We start from the raw sequence: 13,408 nt of genomic DNA, 5'->3' as shown, positions 1-13,408 counted from the left end.
AATATACCCAGACCCTTGAGCGCGAACGTCGCCAGCTCGCGGCAGCCACGCAAGCGCGTATGCAGTATGACCGGGCTAAAGAGATCGCCGGCAAGATGCGTGGTGCTGGTCTGGCGATGACTGCGGCGAGCGCCGGGGCGGGCTATCTGGGTGCGCGGCTGATGGCGCCGCAGATTCAGACTCAGGAGCACGCCTCCGTTATCGCCGCACAGAACGGCGAGGGCGCGGCATCTGGCGGTCGCTATTCCCGCATCATTCAGGATATTAACGCCGCTGGCGTCAGTCGCGATCTGGCTCGTATATCGGAGGCGGTGGCGGGCGTTCGCAGTACGCTGGGTGCGCTCGGCGCGGTGGGTGATGAGGAGCTGACGCGTATTTCACGTAAGGCGCTGGATCTGCAAACCGCCCTGGGCGGGGATATGACGGAGCATATCCAGATGGCGGCGATCATGATGAAAAACGGTCTGGCTCGCAGCAGTGATGAAGCATTCGACCTTATCACTGCCGGCATGCAGCGCGTTTCCACTCAGATGCGCGTTGAGATGCCGGAAATCCTTCACGAATATTCTACCCACTTCCGCAATATGGGTTTCACCGGCGCGGAGGCTATGTCGCTGCTGGTCAATATGGCGCAGCAAGGTAAGTTTGCGCTGGATAAAACCGGGGACGCCATCAAGGAATTCAGCATCCGCGGCTCCGATATGTCAAAAAACAGCGTCAGCGCCTATAAGGCAATCGGGCTGGATGCGGCGGCTATGTCCTCTGCCATTGCGACCGGCGGCGAAAGCGCGCGCAAGGCGATGGAGAAAACAGCAAAAGGCCTGCTGTCCATTCAGGATCCAGCGACGCGGGCGAATGCGGCGATTTCGCTTTTTGGTACTCCGATTGAGGATCTGTCTGTTGACCAGATCCCTGCGTTTCTTTCTGCGCTGGCGAACGTCTCCAATCGCCTCGGCGACACCAGGGGGAGCGCTGACAGGCTGGGCGACACCCTGCGCGATAACCTGCCAGGCGACATCAGCAAACTTGGCGGTGCCTTTGATGGCCTGCGCACCGAAGTGCTGGCGGGAATGGATACCAGCCTTCGATCTCTTGTGCAAACCATTACCGGTGTCGTTAACAGCTTGCAGTCATGGGTTAGTGAAAACCCGCAATTGACGCAAACACTGGTGCTTGCCACTGCCGCTCTTGTGGCGCTTACGGGTGCTGTCGGTCTGGCGAGTCTCGCCGTCAGCTTCTACGTTGGCCCCTTTGCAAAGTTGCGGCTTGCCATTCAAAACATCGGTCTGTCCTCGATCACTGCGACTTCCAGTATTGCCAGACTCAATCTGGTTCTTTCCGGGACGCGCGTCATTCTTGCTACATTGCTCGGCATCCCCGGTCTGATTGCGCTGGCATTTATCGCGGCGGGGCTGATTATCTGGAAGTTCTGGGAGCCCATTAAAGCATTCTTTGGTGGTTTCCTTCGCGGGCTATGGGAGGGATTAACCCCGCTCAGGAATGCATTCTCAGCGATGGCGCCAGTATTCTCCTCCTTGGGTGATGCCATTAAAGCAGTGTGGGGATGGTTCAAAGACTTGCTGTCTCCGATGCAGGCCAGCAAGGATACGCTGGATAAATGCGCTACCGCCGGGGAGACTTTCGGGCGGGTGATGAGTTCTGCGCTCAGTTTCCTGCTGTGGCCGCTACAGCAGTTAATGAATGGCGTGGGCTGGCTGCTTGAAAAGCTGGATCTTATTCCTGAAGGGATAGACAGGGCCAGGCAGCAGGCTGACAAGGCACAGCGGGAACTTGAAGCCTCTGCGACAGCGCTGGCCGGGCATCAACTACCCCTGGGTCAGGCGACGGTATCCAAACCAGTTAATGGCGGTAAGCCGCCGGTCATTACCGGCGTTCAAGGTCACCTGAAAAACATTGATACGAATACTAAGGCCACAGCTAACAACACCAAAAAGGTCGGCCCCGGCGACATTGTCTTTAAAAACCTGCCTCGCGCACTGGCGCTGCGTGGCGCCTATCAGGAAGCGCGGGTTATCCCGCAACCTGTGCCACGCGTTTCTGCTGCTGCGGCCGGCGGCGTTTTGTCGGTACCGACAGCGACACAAGGGGCAACGTCTGCGCCGGTCTCGGCGACGTCGGGTGCTTCGCCGTTCTTCCAGCTGGTCTTTAACGACGTGGGCAAGCGCTCGGATCAGGAGCTTGAAAAAATGGTTCGCACCGCCGTGCGAGATTTAATGGCCAGCACCCGCAAAACTAACCGTGGTTCTTTCCGCGATCGGGAGTAAGGAGCTTTTATGATGATGGTATTCGGGATGTTTGTTTTTACGCTGCGCACAGTCCCGTATCAGCAGCTGCGCCACTCGCAGGAATGGCGGCACGTTAAAAATGACCGGGTTAACCAGTCGGCGGCCTGGCAGTACATTGGGCCGGGAGACGACACGATCACGCTCGACGGTGTGCTTTACCCGGAGATTACTGGCGGGCGCTGGTCACTGGCGGCGCTGGAGACGATCGGCTTTGCCGGTCGCCCCTGGCCGCTGATTGAGGGTGACGGGCAGATTTACGGGATGTACGTTATGACGCGGCTGGAGCGGGGAAAAACGGAGTTTGATCGCTACGGCAACCCCAAAAAGATCGAATTCACGATTAGCCTCAGTCGCGCAGATGCAGACTTTCGCGAGAAGCTACAGACGTCGTCGGTCAGTGACATTCTGGATGATCTCAAGACCAGCGCGACGAAGGCGGTTAATTCCGTCTCAGACTCTCTAAATACCCTGTTTTAACCCACAAAAAAGCCCCTGCGATAAGGGGCTTTTCACTGCCGGCAGATACTGCCGTTTCTGACTATGGTGGTACCGCACCACCACTTCTGACGACCTGCAGTACTGTTATTTTTGACGGTACTCGATACTACGCCACCCGTGCCCAGCACATCAGCAGGGTGTGCGCCTCGACCACGCTGAACGATTGACCCTCGCCGAGGTTGGCGGTTTTACCGGTGACGTCATGGTGATGCGGTGGAATATCAATATCATGCTCATGGTCCTCAGCCTCATCAGTGTCGCCCAGGTTCGCCGGGTTAAAGCGCTGGCTGATATCACCACCAATCTCCCACGGATTCTCCCGACTCGGCACACCGCCATGTTTGTGTCTGCCAGCGGGTTTCGTGGTCAGCTCCTGCTGGGGCTGCTCACTGGTTTGGCCGCTTACGTCTATCTGCACGGCGGGCAGGTTAGCGCGTTGAAGCGTGACGGCATCACTGCCGCCGGTCGTGCCGACGTTTGAGCCGTCAGCTTTGCCGACACGGATCGTTTTGTTTTCGCCGGTGTACACCCATTCCGACCATGGCCAGCGCTCATTGGGGTTCAGGTTCTGATTGAAAAATCGCGTGGTGCCGACGGGGTTGTCCAGTTCCCAGGCATCACTCACGGCCGATCTAACCGCAGCAGCGATAGCCTGCTGAATACTGGTATCGAGTTTCCCCACGATTTCATCGGCGTAATCTTTGGCCTCGTTTTTTGCCCGGTTAACCTCATCAACAGAGGCAATAATCACCGTGGGGTCGGTAATCAGTTGCACATCGGCGGTATTATTTACCGCTATCCAGAGATTGACAGACTGCAAACGCCCTGAGCCTTCAGCGAGCAGGGGTTTGTAGGATGGGGGCAGGTTCGCCACAGCCAGACAAACCCCGTCGGCATCATACAGCGCCGCCTCACGCAGCCAGAAACCTCCCACCTGCGGCATTATCACCAGTTCTGCACGGATAACATTTTCTGCCTTGTCAGCAATGACCAGACGATTCAGCGTGGCGCGATAGCGCTCGTTGACCAGTCCCTCTCTGGCCGGGTCAGGCGCGGGGACGGTGCCGCCGCCGTCGCCCACCCCCATATCAGTAAATCCCACCGGCTCACCCGATAATGCCGCCGCCGCGAGTCGCGACTTTCCGGCATTTGTCAGGATGGCCTGATATGTTTTTTCACTCATGAAAACCGCCCGTTATTCTCTGCAAAATCACGCGCGACAATGTCCTCAGCCAGTAAGGTTGAGTCGGTCAGGTCATCAATCGCCAGCCTGTACACCGTGCAGCGCACGGTTTTTTCACTGGCACCCTTGTTATTGATTTGGCGGATAAGAATATCAGCGGGACGGGCGTTGTATTTAGCCGGGAGAAAATCACCGGCATACCTGCCATTAACAAACGTCCGCAGCGTGGCGTATTCCGCGTTAATTTTTGTCGCCAGCCAGGCAAGCTGAACCACGTCACCCGTTTTTGCGGCGCCGGTAAAACTTCCCGCATCCCACACGGCTCCCCACGCCCCGACCGGTAAATTACTGATTTTACCGTCTTCAGTATTGTTTGCGGAAATATAGGTCAGCGCGTTGGCGGATGCATATGTGCCACCAATAACCACAACCTGGTTATTATACCGGGCTACCGTTTCACCTACGTCTGACGTGGCGAACTTCACCCACAACCTGACAAGCTGCACCTGGCAACCCGCAGGAATAATAAACGAGTCCGGGAGTGTAATTTTACTGCCGTTGTGTTCTGCAAACTGAATACCGTTACCGTCGAATGGCATCGGTAAATTTGGATAGGCGAAATCATCGACATAGCAGATATTTCTAATCCTGTCGTTTGCGGCATACCCCTCCACTTTACCCGCCCCCGACCATGTATCGCCAAAATCCAGCATAGCCAGCGTGGTATCAAAAATTGCCGGGTCTGGATAAAGAATATCGCCGTCAGGCAGGGTTAAGCCGGGACGTACCTCATACGGGCCTTTCATCATAACCACCCTTTATTTTTCAAAAACTGGAGTCCAAATTGCGCGTTTACATCTGCGCCGATATAGAGCGCATTTGCCTGAAGTGTCTGGCTGGGGTGAAGCGAATCCTGGCGCAGAGATCTTGGCGTGATGCCGTTGTCAATATCAGTCACGTCCGGCGCGTACGCCGGGTTGTAGTGCGCGTTGAAGTTCGCCAGCATATCAACCCCGTCAATCTCGCAGTAATTATCCGGGGCCAGCTTTTTAAGCTGCTGGTTAAGCCACGGAATATACGCGTTACCGCTGGTACCTTTAATCTCAGTTGCCATCGGAAATTCTGGCGAAATAACAAATCGCTTATGCTTTGCCCTCATACTCTCAATAATGGCCCGTGCATCGCTCAGAATCTGCCCCGCCTGCGATGCGTTATTCCGGCCCAGCCATAACCAATTTATCGCCTCGCCATGAGGGTCATATCGCACACCCTTCTCAACGGTATTCGTTGAATCAATCGTGTACGGATAGTAAATAAACGGCGTCGCGGCTGGAACCGCAACAGCCGCCCCACTGGCGTCACGGGTAAACGTCAACGTTGCTCCGTCCCATGCCAGGGTCCCGTCAATTCCGGCAAGATTTCCCCGCACTATTTCTGTCAACGAGGCGTTGCCTACAATTTGCAAAACACCGGGGTCAGCAGGAAACAGTGCCACAGGGCCGGATTCAGGGATAGCGCCACCGACCGGAGTATAGGATACGGTGTATGCCCCGGCGCGCAGCGCAACGGTTCGCGACAGCCCGCCTGATCGGCCAAAATTGTAGGTCGGCAGACCTGTTAAATCAGACAGCGTTCGCAAGAATCGCGGGTTAGCCATAAAACTATGACCAAATCCGACAATGGCCTGCCGCCCGAAATACGCCGCAGGTTGATAGTTCTCATACGGGCTGTACCAGCGATGACCAATAACCGATTCATCACGCGGGGAGGTAAAAGAGAAATGCGTTTCGTCATTTTTAACGTCGGTATTGTCACCGGAGTTATCCAGCAAAACGCGCTCGCCGGTTTTATTGCTGACACGGAACAGCCTGCCGCCATCGCAATAAACCTCGTATTTATCTCCCGGTGGTGCGGGCGGGTTAATTTCCACCCCGGCGATGGTGACGCGGCCGTTATCATCGGTGGTATTCATGATGCGGAGGTTTTTATCGGTCGTCACCCCGGAATAAGGAATGCGGGCATACCTCGCAGGGTTAAGATAATTAAGCGGAGCGGTAACCCCCTTCACCCTGATTTCGTTCACATCCAGCGAATCCGATGACATGGCACCGTGCACTGCCAGTCGCTTCAGGTGCAGCATGTCCTGCACAAAATACGACAACCAGCGCCGGTCTTTATCCATCACTGCCGAATGCACTGGCGACCGGGAGAAGCGCCCCGGCTCCAGATAACTGACAGAGGAAATCAGCCCCATCAGGCCCAGCATGGCCCGGCCATTAATCACCTCGCCAGCGCTGACGGCAACGCCACCCTGATTAATAAAAAAACTGAAAATAAATTCATCATCAGGCCCGTTTGACGTGAAAAATAACTCTCCTTCGCTGGTATGGGACAGGCCATTTTCTTCATCAGAGGCGTGATAGATGCCCGTAAACGCGCTGGTCATTATCGCCTGCATCTGGTCATACAAATAACGCGTCCGGTTGCCCAGCTGTTTGGCCTGAATATTGGCCGTGCCACCACGCCCGCCCTCGACTTTATCACCACGCGCAAGCTGGTAAATTTCGTTTTCCCATTGCGCCGTTTCATTAATACTCGCCATATCGATCCCCGGATACGTAATTATTGCCGTCATAACGGCTCTGGCCGTCGTAAAAAATACTCTCGTCCGGTTCATACCCCGGCGGATAAACCGTTATTACTTCCCCGTCAACTATTGCCGACCCGGTCCACGCCATCCCTCTGACGCTGGTTGCAACGGTCAGTTGCGCAAGATGGCGACTGACCGGTTTCGCATCTCCAATCAGGCGGTTTAATTCGTCCAGGGTTTTTGGTGTTAATCCAACGTCATTCACGTCCACTTCGAGCCGGAAGGTGCCCGGCTCGTCGCCGACGTCGAACCACTCCGCGAACGTCGCTGAAAACCCCATATCCTCAATCACGCGCCGTACTGCTGCGCGGGTACCTTTCCGGCGATGCAGCCAGTAGGAACGCTGGATCGCTGCAATTTTTCGCTCCGCCGGCCAGCTCTTATCCCACCTGTCGACAGACAGGGCCCAGGCCAGATACGGCAGCAGATCAACCGGGCAGGCGGTCGGCGTCCACAGGGTACGGATGGCTACCGTTATCCCGGATAGCTTCGCCGTAGCGGCCTCGGCGCTGCGCATCCACGCGCTGGCTGACGGGGGGAGCAGAGTGTTACTCATCTGTTCCGCCGTTTTCGATGTTGTAGCCGATATTGCGGGCCGCCTGGATATCGCTGATTTTGATATCCACTGACGGTGAATTAACTTCTACCCGCTGCACGCCTTGAACATGTACCGCTGCGGAGATGGCGGAGCGCGCCACGTCGCGACTGATCTTTTTGTCGTTCTGCTTCAGGAGTCTTTGCAGTGAGGCGTCAGCAGCGTTGATAATCGGCTCTGATTCCGGCCCCGGGTACAGGTAGAGCGTGACGTCGATTTCGTAATCCACGATCTCGGCGCTACGCACCTTAACCCGATCCCCTATCGGGCGGACGTCTTCATCATTTACCGCCTCAGCAACGGCGGCCAGCAGCTCCGGCGACGCGGTGCCATCACCCTCGGTAGATAGCACGGCAACCACCACCTCGGCAGGGGCCGGGCTGGACGCTTTGGCGTCTGCAACCTTGCCGCTGGCGCTGCGGGCGAAATACTCATAGGCCGCCGACGGCCCGGCAACACTCATCCCCTCAAACGCAGCCTGCGCGCGCAGGCGGAGTGCTTCATCACTTTCCATCACTGCATCGGCGGTATCCGTCGCCTCGGTAATCACCAGGCGTTCCGTGTCCAGATTGGCCGCGATATTATCCAGATCGTCGCCGGTCGCATGGCTCAGCATGCTGGCGGCCGCTCCCTCGTTAATCCGCTGGCGCAGTAGCATCTCGCGATAGGCTATCGCCTGAGCGATGATATTCAGCGGCTCGGATTCCAGCGCCAGCGCGGCAATCACTGCGGTCTGCTGGTCAGCAGGATAGGCGGCCACCATCACCGCTTTTACCTGGATCAGGATCTCTTCGAAATCCAGCTCTTCGATAATGGTCGGCTGCGGCAGCTGCGAGAGGTCAATTGTTGGCATTGCTGGCGCTCCTTAACGTCACTGCTCTGGTACTCTTTTCCATACTTTCCGTCAGCATCCCCGATAACTCCGCCGTCACGGCGCCCGATGCCGAATACACGATATTGATTGCATCCAGCGCGATGCGGGGTTCCCATGCCGCCAGCGCAATCACCGCGGCGCTCATCAGTTGCAGGCGCGTAACATCGTTTTGCGGGCTGTCGATCAGATCCGGGCACAGTGAGCCGTAATTGCGGCGCATGATGCGCGTATTAACCGGCGTCAGCAGAATATCGCCCACAGACTGCCACACATGATCCTCATCGGTCAGCGTCCCGGTGCCGGTCGCATTCATGCCACGATAGCGCGCGCTCATCGGGTTCCCTCCGTCCAGCTACCGCCACGTTCAACATTGCCGTGATCGTGATCGTCAACCTGCACGCCGTTAGACTTGAACGCCCCGCCGGTATGATTGAAATTGCCGCGCATCTCCCCGCCGTCGGAAATATCAAGATTTTTCGCGCGCAACAGGTTGGTACAGTCCACTTCTGGCGTGTCCAGCGTCACCTTAACTGACGCCTCGATCGTTGCTGATTTGATGCCCGCCACCTGCAAGGCGCCCACCTCCGCGTCATAGCGAAACTTCGCGCCATCCGGTGCTATCACAACCATCTCGTTACGAGATGCACCCGGTGCCGGGTTGTCGTCGCTGTACAGACTGCCGCCAATAAAGGCGATATCGGTATTTCCGCCCAGACACAGGAACCAGACCTGCTCGCCGATGGATGGTGGTACCCAGACTTTAAACGCCCCGGCGCGCTGCGCAGTCCAGCGCATCCAGTTGGGGCTTAGTCCGCCGCTCTGCACCCGCACGCGCCATTTTTCCTCGTCGATCTCCGTCACCGTGCCGGTGCGCACGACGTTCTCCAGCAGGCGAATCAACTCGGCAATTCCCATCAGCGAACCCCCAGCGAGTCAATCACCTGGCGGGCTATCGCCATACGGTCAGCCTTACTCAAGCCCAGCAGCTCGCGGCGGGGATAGTTCGCCATCGCGCCGCTATCGTTTACCCTGTCCCGTAGCCCGTACTGGTGAACGCGGGCGATGCGCGCGGCCACACCGGAGAATCCCACGCTTGCCCCTTCGGACGTCGCGCGGGCCTTCAGAAAACGCGTGGTGCGCAGGCGTCGGAACATCGGATCGGCTTTTGTGGTGTCGCGCCGCGTCTCGTTAAAACTGATATCGAGATAACGCTCGATATCAGCACGGTAGAACGAACGCACCGCCCCTCGCCCCTCATCAAAGCCAGTCAGCATGCGGCCACGACTGCCCCGCGTCGCCCGCCAGTTACGCAGGCGGCGCTCTTCGCCCTGCCAGACAAACCCGATCCCGGCCTGTGATCTCAGCACCCGGCGGCGGCGCTTCGGATATGGCGCGCCCTCCGGCGACGTCTGCTTACCGATCCGCTGGCTTTGCGTGCGGCGCAGCATGGTGGCAACGCCGCGAGCCGTCCGCAGGCGACGCGCGGGCGTCATGGCGGATAGAATTTCCGCGAAGACCTGATCGAGCTGCTGGAACAATGCGGCATCGTTGCTCATACCAAGGCGCCTCCGGATTCCGGATCAAAGACCATCTCCCACTCCCCACCGTTGAAACGTGGGCGCGACTCGGCAAGGTGTTCTGCCTTCGGCGTGCCGCTTTCGCTGGTCACCATGACGCGCTCCCAGACCGGCACCTTAAACAGCACATCAGCCATGTCATCGCTGATAATGTCCGCGTCAAATTCCACCTTGCGGTTATTGTCGGGATTCAACAGCAAGTCGGGCTGCTGCTGCCATACCCACGCCAGCAATGGCAGCATGAGATCGTCTACCTGGCCGGGGAAATCCATCGCCAGTACCTGAATGGTGTAGTGGTACATGAACGACGCTTCGCCGGTCGCTTCAATCTGGATGTGGCCCTTCTCCACCCAGACCGTAATTTGTTCCGGGTTGGCTTTGCACCAGGTGTTACCGGCGGTCAGGGCGGCACGTAGTAGTTCAGCTTTAATCACTTTATCCCCCTGGCGGCACGTAGTAGTTCCAGCTCACGGATCCCCGCCTTATCGGCGTTGCAGGTATCCAGCGCGTCAAGTAATGAATCTGTCCAGATGGCAAGCCCGCCCCACGTCATCGGCCTGGCTGGCGGCGGCGGGACGTCAGTTTTTGCCGTCAGGCTTTCGGGCAAGGGCTCCTGAATAATCTGCGGCGCTGACTTCTTCGGCTCGCTGGTACAGGCTGTCAGCGCCAGCAGCAGGCACAGGAGCAACGGCGCAGCCGTTACCGGCCAGTGCGGTTTTGATGTTTTCACGTCGGTGCTCTCCCGTTGCGGCACGCTGCTGGTTTATCTTCTTCAGCCCCGCTTCTACCAGGCTGACGTCGTGGCGTAACGCCCTGACCTCGGTCAGCACATCGCCGGTCTGCTTCAGTTCTTCCTGGGTGCTGGTCAGCGATTTTTCGGCCTGTTCGCGCTTATGGCTTTGCCATGCAAGGGCGCTGACAGCGGCGATCAGCAGGGCAAACATCACGATGGCAAGAATGGCGGTCGCTTTCATTTCGCCCCCTTCAGCGCCGGATCAGATAGGCACCAGGCTTTGAACTCTTCCCGGCGGTTGACCAGCTCCTGCAAACGCTTGCCGCCGGAGTTCACAAAGTCAGTCAGCCGTTCGCAGACCCCCTTCCAGTTGCCCGCCTGTGCGTCGCGCCAGAGGGTGGTTCGTACCTTCTGGCCCTTGCTGTTGGTGTACCAGCCCAGCCCGGTGCAGCCGACGTTAAACGTGCCGTCGGTCATACCCTCAAAGACTTTCTGCGGTGCGGCGGCGCCGTTAAATTCACGGTTAACGCATTTCTCAGCACGCAGGAGGTCGTTAACCCAGCGCTCGGCGATCTCACCCTCGGCATACTGGCGATTTTCCACCTTTGAGGTGGAGCCAATACCCACCGTCAGCACGCCCGCCGGGCAGTAGTACGGGGTCTTACGGCAGTCCTCATGCTTCGCCATCTTCAGTTGTGCTTCCGGGCTGGTTCGCAGCGCCTGCGGCCAGAGTGTCGCCGCCAGCGAGATGATCGCGGCGATGGAGCAGGCGATAATTCCCTTTTTCATCGCGGCGCCTCCCTGATAGTGCGGATCAGTTCCTTCACTTCCTGGCGGTTCTCGGTGTCGTCGCGGATGGCGTCGATCAGCTCGTTAAGTAGCGCGTTATTGGTTTCGTGGATCCGAGACATGCGGCGGCGATGCAGCTCGCCGAGCACAGCAACCACCACCCCCGTCAGCGCGGCGATGACGGTCAGCCAGTCTTTTTGCGTCATCATGCCGACGCCACCGAGGAACAGCGACCAGAGGTATACCGTCCAGTTCCAGGCGCGGTTTATCAGCTCCATAGTTGTACGGTCTCCTTTGTCGCGGCGGTGCTGATTTCCGGCAGCTCCACCACCTGGCCGGCGTCGAGAAAGATCTGACCAGCCAGCGCCTTGTTAGCGGCGAGGACGATCTCAGTCACCCCCTGCGTGGAGCCGTAGTAGCGCTGACATAACAGGTCCACCGTGTCGCCCTGCAACGCTTTGACTTTCATCAGAACGCCTCCGCAGTATTGCGTACGGCGTCGCGAATATCGGATATCGCCCAACGTGCATCACGCCACATATCATCGGCCTGTGAAGCCAGCGCGACCGCGCGTTTCTCGCCTGCGTCACCGGTGGTATCCACGTCCCGATTAGTGCCGAGAATGTGCGCCCGGGCGATGCTGAATACTGCGCGGCGGAAGCGATGAACCTTCACGCTCTCGTCGTTAACCTTGACCGCCGGCACGTCGGCCAGTCGGGCGTAACCCGCTGCCAGCTGAGCAGCCTGCCAGTCAGCAAGCTGATCTAGGGTATGAGACACGCCCTCGATAACGGCCTGCTTCAGGCGCGAGGTGGTCACGGCGCCATTGATGCGCATCTCCATGCGCACATCGCGCAAGGCGATTTCCGGCCAGAAACTCCCGGCAGTGACTTTCTCGCCACCGTCGTCAGTGTCCGGCACATCCTCCGAGGAGGGGGTAACAGTGCGACCGGCTACAAGGCTCATCGCGTCGTCTCCTGAATAGGTGGCGGTGGGCGAGCGGAGAAAAGAAAGCGCAATGCGTTGCAGATCTCCGCCCGCGCCGCCAGCGCACGGGGCGCAAGTCGGTTATTTTTTGGCGGCAGGCGTCTTTTTCGCTGTTGTTTTGCGCGCTGCCGGCTTACGGGTTGTGCTTTTGCGGGTGGTTTTGGTTGCTGTGACGCTGGCCGCTACCGCCGGTTCTGACGATGCTGCAGCTTCGCCCACGCCGTCCGCTGCGGTGTCTCCGGTCATGTCGCCTGTACCTTCAGCGCCATCAGTGCTGTCGGTGTTATCGTCGCCAGCTGCGCCGGTCGCCGCTGCGGCGGCTTTTTTCACCACGCGAGCCAGCCGGTCGATCTCTTTTTTCACCCCGGCGCCCGCATCCAGTGTCAGTGCCTGGCGCAGCAGCTCCAGCGCGGTAGTCTGTTCGTTTGTCGTGCCATTGCGCAGCGCAAAGGCGCGCACCTTGCAGAGCTTGGCGCGGACCACGTCCGGCATATCACTACCGGCGGTGAACTCCGCAACCTCATCGAGCACCGCCAGATACGGCGTGACGTCGGTCGCATCATCCGCCTTGACCTGCACCAGAATCGGATCGCAAATCTCATCAACCAGAACGGTTGCAGCGGTACGGTTGAAACGGTCAGGCATCAGCAAGCCATGCGTGACGACGTAGCGGCCAATGCGGACGGCAAGCGCGTAATCACCGGCATCAATCGCCCAGACCATCAGGGTGACAATCACCTCATCCTGTCGGCCGCTGTCACCGTCGAGCGTGCCTTCGATCCAGCCCTCGTAATGCGGCAGCAACTGGCGTTTCATCGCCGCTTTCGCCTGGTCAGACTGCACTCGCCTTAATGCACTCTGATCCATGCGCAGCCGGTGCATGATCTGCTCGTGCGCCGTACGGGCTGTGTCCGACTGCTCGTCGGTTTTGCCATGACGCTCGGCCATGACCTTCTGAAAATGTTTTTGTGCCGGTGTCAGCATTGTTTTTTCCCCGATTAACGGCGGGCCGAAGCCCGCCAGTGTGCGGTTACTCGCCGCCGCCCGGTGCTTCGGCAAAGGTGATGCCGTCGATAAAGGCCACCGCGCCGTAGTCTTCAACAATGAAGTCATCGTTCGAGGACTGGTACGTTGCCACGCGGTTGTATTCCGGCTCCTCTTTGATCGTCCGGCGCAGACCGCCGCGCTGGTAGTTGATCGAGTGGTTTTTAAAGGG

Annotated in this window: 18 protein-coding genes; 2 read left to right on the top strand and 16 right to left on the bottom strand. The window is 58.2% G+C overall.

Annotated elements, in window-relative coordinates; genetic code table 11:
- Both ACI2JR_RS26735 and ACI2JR_RS26730 read left to right on the top strand, forming a co-directional pair.
- A partial coding sequence (locus ACI2JR_RS26735; RefSeq protein ID WP_462479918.1) for a phage tail tape measure protein occupies nucleotides 1-2,285 on the top strand: 2,285 nt, incomplete at its 5' end.
- Between the two features lie 9 nt (nucleotides 2,286-2,294).
- On the top strand, nucleotides 2,295-2,783 hold the full coding sequence (locus tag ACI2JR_RS26730; RefSeq protein ID WP_462479917.1) for a phage tail protein: 489 nt from the start codon (nucleotides 2,295-2,297) through the stop codon (nucleotides 2,781-2,783).
- Nucleotides 2,784-2,910: 127 nt separating this feature from the next.
- On the opposite strand, the gene ACI2JR_RS26725 is transcribed toward ACI2JR_RS26730, so the two are convergent.
- The 16 genes from ACI2JR_RS26725 to ACI2JR_RS26650 all read right to left on the bottom strand — a co-directional run.
- Entirely contained in the window at nucleotides 2,911-3,987 is a 1,077-nt protein-coding gene (locus ACI2JR_RS26725; RefSeq protein WP_462479916.1) for a phage tail protein, read from the bottom strand.
- Nucleotides 3,984-4,796 (bottom strand): hypothetical protein, encoded by an 813-nt coding sequence (locus tag ACI2JR_RS26720; RefSeq protein ID WP_462479915.1) that lies wholly within the window; start codon nucleotides 4,794-4,796, stop codon nucleotides 3,984-3,986. The genes ACI2JR_RS26725 and ACI2JR_RS26720 overlap by 4 nt, the downstream gene beginning before the upstream one ends.
- Complete coding sequence (locus ACI2JR_RS26715) at nucleotides 4,793-6,589, bottom strand: hypothetical protein (protein ID WP_462479914.1); 1,797 nt, start codon at nucleotides 6,587-6,589, stop codon at nucleotides 4,793-4,795. The genes ACI2JR_RS26720 and ACI2JR_RS26715 overlap by 4 nt, the downstream gene beginning before the upstream one ends.
- Nucleotides 6,576-7,193: a phage tail protein I gene (locus tag ACI2JR_RS26710; protein ID WP_462479913.1), complete on the bottom strand. Its 618-nt coding sequence runs from the start codon at nucleotides 7,191-7,193 to the stop codon at nucleotides 6,576-6,578. The genes ACI2JR_RS26715 and ACI2JR_RS26710 overlap by 14 nt, the downstream gene beginning before the upstream one ends.
- Nucleotides 7,186-8,085, bottom strand: coding sequence for a baseplate J/gp47 family protein (locus ACI2JR_RS26705; protein ID WP_462479912.1), 900 nt, complete (start codon nucleotides 8,083-8,085; stop codon nucleotides 7,186-7,188). The genes ACI2JR_RS26710 and ACI2JR_RS26705 overlap by 8 nt, the downstream gene beginning before the upstream one ends.
- A complete protein-coding gene (locus tag ACI2JR_RS26700; protein WP_462479911.1) occupies nucleotides 8,072-8,440 on the bottom strand; it encodes a GPW/gp25 family protein in 369 nt (122 codons plus the stop codon). The genes ACI2JR_RS26705 and ACI2JR_RS26700 overlap by 14 nt, the downstream gene beginning before the upstream one ends.
- Nucleotides 8,437-9,021, bottom strand: a complete 585-nt coding sequence (locus ACI2JR_RS26695) for a phage baseplate assembly protein V (RefSeq protein ID WP_462479910.1) — start codon at nucleotides 9,019-9,021, stop codon at nucleotides 8,437-8,439. Before ACI2JR_RS26695 ends, ACI2JR_RS26700 begins: the two co-directional genes overlap by 4 nt.
- A complete protein-coding gene (locus ACI2JR_RS26690) occupies nucleotides 9,021-9,662 on the bottom strand; it encodes a phage virion morphogenesis protein (protein ID WP_462479909.1) in 642 nt (213 codons plus the stop codon). The genes ACI2JR_RS26695 and ACI2JR_RS26690 overlap by 1 nt, the downstream gene beginning before the upstream one ends.
- The gene (locus tag ACI2JR_RS26685) at nucleotides 9,659-10,117 is read right to left on the bottom strand and encodes a phage tail protein (RefSeq protein WP_462479908.1); all 459 of its coding nucleotides are present in this window, start codon (nucleotides 10,115-10,117) and stop codon (nucleotides 9,659-9,661) included. The genes ACI2JR_RS26690 and ACI2JR_RS26685 overlap by 4 nt, the downstream gene beginning before the upstream one ends.
- Before the next feature lie 144 nt (nucleotides 10,118-10,261).
- Entirely contained in the window at nucleotides 10,262-10,657 is a 396-nt protein-coding gene (locus tag ACI2JR_RS26680; protein WP_462479907.1) for a DUF2570 domain-containing protein, read from the bottom strand.
- Nucleotides 10,654-11,205: a lysozyme gene (locus ACI2JR_RS26675; protein ID WP_462479906.1), complete on the bottom strand. Its 552-nt coding sequence runs from the start codon at nucleotides 11,203-11,205 to the stop codon at nucleotides 10,654-10,656. Before ACI2JR_RS26675 ends, ACI2JR_RS26680 begins: the two co-directional genes overlap by 4 nt.
- On the bottom strand, nucleotides 11,202-11,483 hold the full coding sequence (locus tag ACI2JR_RS26670; protein ID WP_230489390.1) for a hypothetical protein: 282 nt from the start codon (nucleotides 11,481-11,483) through the stop codon (nucleotides 11,202-11,204). The genes ACI2JR_RS26675 and ACI2JR_RS26670 overlap by 4 nt, the downstream gene beginning before the upstream one ends.
- Nucleotides 11,474-11,674 carry a tail protein X gene (locus tag ACI2JR_RS26665; RefSeq protein WP_462479905.1) on the bottom strand — a complete coding sequence of 67 codons (201 nt, stop codon included), beginning with the start codon at nucleotides 11,672-11,674 and terminating at the stop codon, nucleotides 11,474-11,476. The genes ACI2JR_RS26670 and ACI2JR_RS26665 overlap by 10 nt, the downstream gene beginning before the upstream one ends.
- Nucleotides 11,674-12,171 (bottom strand): head completion/stabilization protein, encoded by a 498-nt coding sequence (locus ACI2JR_RS26660; RefSeq protein ID WP_462479904.1) that lies wholly within the window; start codon nucleotides 12,169-12,171, stop codon nucleotides 11,674-11,676. The genes ACI2JR_RS26665 and ACI2JR_RS26660 overlap by 1 nt, the downstream gene beginning before the upstream one ends.
- A gap of 102 nt (nucleotides 12,172-12,273) precedes the next feature.
- Entirely contained in the window at nucleotides 12,274-13,176 is a 903-nt protein-coding gene (gene gpM, locus ACI2JR_RS26655; RefSeq protein WP_462479903.1) for a phage terminase small subunit, read from the bottom strand.
- A 46-nt stretch (nucleotides 13,177-13,222) separates the two neighbouring features.
- Nucleotides 13,223-13,408 (bottom strand): P2 family phage major capsid protein (locus ACI2JR_RS26650; RefSeq protein ID WP_462479902.1); only part of this gene is annotated, 186 nt, incomplete at its 5' end.

Origin of the sequence: Klebsiella sp. NPDC088457, from assembly GCF_044900465.1 — a bacterium.
Lineage (GTDB): Bacteria > Pseudomonadota > Gammaproteobacteria > Enterobacterales > Enterobacteriaceae > Klebsiella.
Note: the sequence above shows the minus strand (reverse complement) of the source record. Positions and strands in the feature narration are given on the sequence as shown.